9 protein-coding genes are annotated in these 6,623 nt (G+C 41.0%); 1 reads left to right on the top strand and 8 read right to left on the bottom strand.

From position 1 onward, the window contains the following. Positions 1-88: 88 nt before the first annotated feature. The 3 genes from HHA42_RS10240 to HHA42_RS10230 all read right to left on the bottom strand — a co-directional run bounded on the left by HHA42_RS10240 (position 89) and on the right by HHA42_RS10230 (position 2,002). Positions 89-688 (bottom strand): IS607 family transposase, encoded by a 600-nt coding sequence (locus HHA42_RS10240; RefSeq protein WP_168526383.1) that lies wholly within the window; start codon positions 686-688, stop codon positions 89-91. After that, entirely contained in the window at positions 688-1,329 is a 642-nt protein-coding gene (locus HHA42_RS10235; RefSeq protein WP_168526381.1) for a hypothetical protein, read from the bottom strand. The genes HHA42_RS10240 and HHA42_RS10235 overlap by 1 nt, the downstream gene beginning before the upstream one ends. 76 nt (positions 1,330-1,405) lie before the next feature. After that, complete coding sequence (locus tag HHA42_RS10230; protein WP_168526380.1) at positions 1,406-2,002, bottom strand: TIGR00730 family Rossman fold protein; 597 nt, start codon at positions 2,000-2,002, stop codon at positions 1,406-1,408. A gap of 152 nt (positions 2,003-2,154) precedes the next feature. On the opposite strand from HHA42_RS10230, the gene HHA42_RS10225 reads away from it, so the two are divergent. After that, positions 2,155-3,168 (top strand): magnesium and cobalt transport protein CorA, encoded by a 1,014-nt coding sequence (locus HHA42_RS10225; RefSeq protein ID WP_168419484.1) that lies wholly within the window; start codon positions 2,155-2,157, stop codon positions 3,166-3,168. Positions 3,169-3,349: 181 nt separating this feature from the next. Here HHA42_RS10225 and HHA42_RS10220 read toward each other — a convergent pair whose 3' ends face one another. Genes HHA42_RS10220 through HHA42_RS10200 form a run of 5 tightly spaced genes read right to left on the bottom strand, consistent with a single transcriptional unit; the run spans position 3,350 to position 6,566 of the window. Beyond that, complete coding sequence (locus tag HHA42_RS10220; RefSeq protein ID WP_168419182.1) at positions 3,350-3,637, bottom strand: STAS domain-containing protein; 288 nt, start codon at positions 3,635-3,637, stop codon at positions 3,350-3,352. Between the two features lie 12 nt (positions 3,638-3,649). Further along, complete coding sequence (locus HHA42_RS10215) at positions 3,650-4,285, bottom strand: ABC transporter substrate-binding protein (protein WP_178318815.1); 636 nt, start codon at positions 4,283-4,285, stop codon at positions 3,650-3,652. A gap of 15 nt (positions 4,286-4,300) precedes the next feature. Beyond that, positions 4,301-4,972 (bottom strand): outer membrane lipid asymmetry maintenance protein MlaD, encoded by a 672-nt coding sequence (locus tag HHA42_RS10210; protein WP_168419183.1) that lies wholly within the window; start codon positions 4,970-4,972, stop codon positions 4,301-4,303. Further along, positions 4,972-5,751 (bottom strand): lipid asymmetry maintenance ABC transporter permease subunit MlaE, encoded by a 780-nt coding sequence (gene mlaE, locus HHA42_RS10205; RefSeq protein WP_168419184.1) that lies wholly within the window; start codon positions 5,749-5,751, stop codon positions 4,972-4,974. Before mlaE ends, HHA42_RS10210 begins: the two co-directional genes overlap by 1 nt. Further along, positions 5,748-6,566: an ATP-binding cassette domain-containing protein gene (locus HHA42_RS10200; RefSeq protein WP_168419185.1), complete on the bottom strand. Its 819-nt coding sequence runs from the start codon at positions 6,564-6,566 to the stop codon at positions 5,748-5,750. Before HHA42_RS10200 ends, mlaE begins: the two co-directional genes overlap by 4 nt. Between the last annotated feature and the right edge of the window lie 57 nt (positions 6,567-6,623).

Here is a 6,623-nt window from a genome sequence, read left to right as displayed (position 1 = left end):
ACCAAGTAAAACAGCTTGTTTCTCAAGCTGTTTGTACTTTTGCACATTCAAGTTTTTACAATGGTGGATGCGTGTTAGTTTCAAAAAGTTATTCCTTACTATTCACTAATTCTTTAACTTTTTCTTTGTATTTTCTTAATCCGTAAAGTCGAGAGGAAAAACAATGAATAATCGCTAACAAGTCTTGTGTTACTTCTTCCGTTGGGGAAAGAGATTCTTGATTCATAATAATAACTTTACAACCATGTCTTTCAGCAAAAGATTCAAACCACTCAAAACCAAAACGCACCAAACGGTCTTTGTGAGCGATGACAAGCATTGAAACTTTACCCATTTCAATATCAAGAAAAAGCTGATTGAATTTCTTTCTTTTATAATTCAAACCACTCCCGATCTCTGACACCCAATCATCAACAGCATAGCCATTTACAGTACAAAAAGTTTCTAAAGCTGACACCTGATTAGCTAAATCGGACTTTTGAGCAACACTAGATACCCTTGAATAAACAATTACTGACGATTTAGCTTCCGTTGCTTTTATACCGATATATTCAAGGTATTGATCGTGCGTGTAGTATCTGCGATTTTTAGGATTTCTGAATGCAATTAAAGTGCCTTCGGCATCCCATCTTTGTAATGTTTTGACTGATTTTCCAATCATTTCACCGAATTTAGCAGGAGAATACATTAATCAATCTCCGCTAACTTTTTAAAATCTTCGAGTGTATAGTCTTTGAATATGGATTCATCACAATATATTGCTCTGTCATTATCATCATCCCATCCAACAACAGGGCATGTATAAGGTTGCGATGCAACCCCTAACTGATTATATTTAAATAAAATATAATCACATAAATCGTAAAGCTCTGAATCATCTGAATAGTCTACTAATTCATGAAAGATCAATTCACTAATGTTTTTAGCGTGTTTTTTGTATTTTTCAGGCACTTCTAGTTTATACAGCTCGACTAATTCATCTATTTTTTTTGCAGTAGCTTCACCAAAAATCTCTAATAATTTTTCCTCATATTCTTGACAGCGCATACCTTGTCCTGAAACGTGAGTACATTCAGAAAAGCCTGTATTTGCATTAATAAAATCAGCATAGGTGGGGCATTTATCGGAGAGTGATTGATTCGTTTTTTCAGGGTACGAAGAACAATCATAGCCTAAATCTACAATATCGGTTTCATAGAAATCATTCTTTGACCACTCACCATAGACCCATGATGCAAATTCCTTAATAAACCCATCTTTATTTTCAGGGGATACAAAATAAGCAAGGTCTTGCTCTACTTTCTTTAAGCTTTCAGTCAAGTATTTCATTGCAAGTTTTTTTAAAATTTAATACCTAAATTGTATGTGTTTGACTATATTTGTCAATATAGTTATTTGATATCAATCACTCTTGTTGCAACCATTCCAGTTCAGGTACTTCCCATTTCATTTCAGGAACACGGTACTGCTCAAACTGCTGTAAAATCTGTTCAAAACAATTAGACACAATCAACGCTTCACAAAAACGTGGCTGGGTAAAACCTTTGACTGTAGTCAGTTGTAAAAATTTCAGCAAGTCATCATAAAAACCATCGACATTAAAAAAAGCACACGGTTTAAAATGAATTCCTAGCTGCGCCCAAGTCCATTGTTCAAAAATTTCTTCCAAAGTGCCTGCCCCGCCAGGTAAAGCCACAAAGGCATCTGCCAACTCTGACATTTTAATTTTTCGGGCATGCATGTTTTCTACAATATGTAATTCGGTCAAATGCGGATGCGCCAGCTCATGTTCTGCCAGACTCTCTGGAATCACACCAATGACTCGACCACCTGCCTGCAAAGCACCGTCTGCCACCACACCCATTAAGCCTGAACGTCCACCACCGTAAATCAAGGTTTTGCCCTGCAACGCCAGTGTTTCCCCCACTTTTCGTGCATTTTCAGCAAAAACAGAATCTTTTCCTGGGGCAGAGCCACAGAAAACAGCAATTGACGCAATCATTTTTTCACCATGTTATCTGGCTGTCATGCCATAAAATTAAACTTCAGGGAGATTTTTAAATAAAATAGCATTCTGAGCAGTGTATTTAGTAAGATCCTTGTCTAAAATACACCCATCCACAAAAACCCATACTGCGCGAGGAGAAAAGACGAATGCTTGAAGCCTTTTATGCCACAGAGCGCGGTAGTCTGGAAGATGCCACCATTAATGGTGGTTTCGATTTGCACCCAGATCTGGTCTGGATTGACCTAATTGCCCCTTCACAAGAAGAACAGCAATGGGTACTGGACGCATACTCACAAAATTTACCCACATTAAAGTCTTTGGAAGACATTTCATCTTCGGCCCGATTCTACCGTGATGATGACGGTATTTTACACATTAGTACCTATTTTTTAACTAAAAATAAAAACTATCAGGTCGATGGCGAAACTGAAGACAATTCTAGTATTTTAGCCACAGTACAAACGGTTGCCTTTATTCTGCATAAAGAGCACCTGTTTACCCTACGAGGTGAAAAATTAGTGGCTTTTCGTGCTTTTCGGGCACGGGCACGACGCAATGACTACGAAATTGACTACAAAGACCCGACTTGGGTCTTACTAGGCTTGCTAGAGGCTAAGTTAGACGAGCTTGCGGATATCTTGGAAGATATCCACAAGGACTTAGAAAAGTATTCCACAGAAGTCCTAAATAACCGCCATCGTGAGCAAATTTTAGACCTCGATGACATGATTACCCGACTGGCGCAATTAGAAGATATGCTTGGGAAAGCCCAACTGTGTTTGATTGATTTACGTCGTGTCCTGACCTTCTTGGCACGTCCACGTGCGTTAGGCAGTCATATTTACGATGCAGACATTCGAGAACTCAGTGAAGATGTACGCTCACTGGTCGAACACGATGCTTTCTTATTCCAAAAAGTGCGCTTCTTACTCGACACGACTTCGGGCTTCATTAACACTGAACAGAACGACACCATTCGTCGATTCTCGATTTTACCAAGCATGTTAGCGCCACCAATGCTAGTTGCCAGTGTCTACGGCATGAACACGGATGTATTACCTTTTGCCAAAGGTACCACCAGTTTTATTGTGGTCAGTGTTATTTTAATTGGTTTCTTTATTGGCCCATTGATTTACTTCAGATGGAAAAAATGGATTTGATGCCTTTTATATTTCCTCTCCTTTTAGGAGAGGGTTAGGGAGAGGTTTGCAATTTTTCTTCTCCTTTTAGCAGCGGGTTAGAGAGGTTTGCAACCACTCATAACCTCCCTTTAGTAAAGAAAGGAAATTAACGCAATAAAAAAAGCACCTTACAAGTAGGTGCTTTTTTGTGGTTTCAGTTTTAGGCGATCAGTTTTAAATCATCTTGCAAATGACACGCTTGAATGATTTTCATCATTTTTTCAGGAACAGCTTTAAACTGTAAGCCTTTGGCTTCTGGTGTCTGACGCAACCATTGCACCAAAACAGCCAAAGCCAAAGTGCTGCCTTGTTCCAGATTTGCCAAATTCACTACCAAAGGTAGTTGCTGTTGACGAATCAACTGTATGCCTTTTTGGTAATATTGCTCAGCATTACTGAAATCTATTTTTCCAGAAACGCATAATTCCTGATTTGATAATTCAATCACGCCACACCTAACCTATTTTTTCTTTTCAACCGCAGCTTCTGCATCTGGCTTAAAGGTTGCAATAGCTTTATCAATATTGCCACCATTACGCTTCACGTTTGCCGCAAACTGGTTACGGAATTGCAAACCTAGATCAATACCCGAAACGTTGATGTTACGGATTTTCCATTGGCTGCCTTTATCTGCCAACTGGAATGACACAGGAATTTTTTCACCATTGTGAACAAAGTCGATGGTCACTACAGGGTTCTTGCTGTTGGTCGCCTTATAAGGACGCATGGTATAGGTTTGGTTACTGAATTTCGCAAACGCTGTACCATAGTTCTCAATTAAGGTTTCACGGAAGTTTTTCTCAAACTGTGCACGTTGTGCCGCTGAGCTGTATTGGTTGGTTGCATAAGTCCCCATCACAATACGGGTAAATGCTTGCGCATCTACATACGGGTCAAGGTTCTGACGCACAATGGTTTTCACCAATGCTGGATTGTTCTGCAATTTAGCATGATCTGCTTTTAAACGTGTAATCAAGCTATCGGCAACTTTTTTCACAAAAGCTGGTGGCGCTTCTGCGGGTGCAGCAAATGCAGTACCTGCCAACATGGTAGAAAGCACACTTACCGCTAGAGTTTGCTTTAAAAGTGTTTTCACGGACAATCTCCTCAATTACTCAACAAATGACACTTCTGCATCTGTTGTTTCAGCTGTCGCTGTATCTGTGTCTGATGCTGCATTGGATGTTTTCGCTGCACCGCCAGTAATAAACTTACTGATTAAATCTTCTAAATCCATGGTGCCTTGGGTATTGGCAATGCTTTCGCCACGTTTCACAAAGTTCAAACCACCACCTGGAACAACTTTGAGATACTTCTCACCCAACAAACCATTGGTTGCAACCATTATGTAAGCATCTTCATCAATACTGGTGATGGATTTCATGTTACTCAACAGTTGTTGTTCCATTTCTTTTTGTTGCTCAGGACTTGCCTGTTCGTATTCAGCACTGTAACGCAATTCTTCAACTGCATAATTTTGCACTGTTTTTAATTGCTCAGCATTAAAACTGGTCAGTTTACCATCCAACTCAAATTCAACAGTGGCCAAACGTGATACAGGGTCTAAGGTGATGTCATTCACACGCCCAATGGTCACACCGCTCATGGTGACTTTAGCACGTGGTTTTAAACCATTCACATTGTCAAACGTTGCGGTCATATTATAGCTGTCACGTAAATTGGTTCCGACCAATCCACTGACTTTCATCGCCAAGAAAAACAATGCAATGCCTGTCAGAATGACAAAAACACCTACGGCCAGCTCACTAGTACGTGATTTCATTAAACACCTCCGAACATGACCGCAGTCAACACAAAATCAAAACCTAAAACACATAATGAAGAATACACCACGGTGCGCGTGGTCGACGTTGCAATGCCTTCTGAGGTCGGCACACAGGCATAGCCCTGATACACTGCAATCCAGGTACAAATTAATGCAAAAACAAAACTTTTAATAATGGTGCCATTAAAAATATCTTTATAGAATTGCACGCTGCTTTGCATGCCACCCCAGAAAGAACCTTCATCTACACCCAGAAAATCTACCCCAACCATTTTGCCGCCCATAATGCCAATCGCAGCAAAAATAATGGATAGCATTGGCAGGCTAACTATACCCGCCCATAAACGCGGCGATACAATACGCTTGAGTGGGTCTACCCCAATCATTTCCATACTGGCCAATTGTTCTGTAGCTTTCATCAGACCAATTTCAGCGGTTAAGGCAGAGCCTGCACGTCCTGCAAATAACAATGCTGCAACCACAGGGGCGAGTTCACGTAACAAGGTTAAAGACACCATGGTACCAAGCATGGCTTCCGAGCCAATATTGACCAAAATGGAGTAACCTTGTAAGCCTAAAACCAAACCAATGAATAAACCCGAGACCGCAATAATGAGTAGGGACATAACGCCTACACGGTACATCTGGTAAACAAACAGTTTTACCCCAAGCCAAGTTGGCATGGAAAATAAGATTTGCAACAACATTTGGGTGGCGACACCAATGCCACGAACACGCTCAATGACGCGTTGACCTAATGCGGCAATAGCATTCATGAACGCACCTCATCACTTAAATAAGCCCGATGGCTAAATTGATAATCGACAGGCCCTTCGGCAGCGCCTGTTAAGAACTGACGTACAAATGCCGATTCATGCTGTTGTAATTCCGCAGGTGTACCTTCGCCCTGAATCACGCCTTCAGCAATAATATAAATGTAGTCAGCAATCGACAGCGTTTCACCCACATCATGCGACACAATAATAGTGGTTAAATCCAACGCTTCACGTAAAGAACGAATTAAACGAGTCAGTACACCTTTTACAATCGGGTCTTGGCCTGCAAATGGCTCATCGTACATGATCAATTCAGGGTCTAAAGCAATCGCACGTGCTAAGGCTACACGACGGTTCATCCCACCCGATAATTCTGCAGGCATGAGTTGTTCTGTACCACGTAAACCCACAGCTTCGAGTTTTAACGCCACCAGTTCTGCAATTAAATGCTCTGGTAACTTAGTATGCGCGCGCAATGGAAATGCCACGTTTTCATACACGCTCATATCGGTAAACAATGCGCCGCTTTGGAATAACATGCCCATACGTGCCCGGGCAGCAAACAACTCCTGACGTGACATATCTGCAAGGTTTTTTCCATCCAGTAAAATATCACCATGATCGGGCGCCAGTTGACCACCAATCAAGCGTAATAATGTGGTTTTACCTGTACCAGAAGGTCCCATAATGGCCGTAATTTGCCCACGGCGAATTTTTAAACTGACATTTTCAAAAATGACACGTTTCCCTCGCTTAAAGCTCAGTTCATTGACTTCAATCAATGACGGCTCATGTTGAGGTGTTGAATTATTCATAGCTGAGGGTCTTCCTGCATTTTTTCAGCACGCATACTATAAAGGATTGAAGCATAA

The sequence above is a fragment of the Acinetobacter sp. A3 genome (assembly GCF_012371415.1).
Classification (GTDB): Bacteria; Pseudomonadota; Gammaproteobacteria; order Pseudomonadales; family Moraxellaceae; genus Acinetobacter.
Note: the sequence above shows the minus strand (reverse complement) of the source record. Positions and strands in the feature narration are given on the sequence as shown.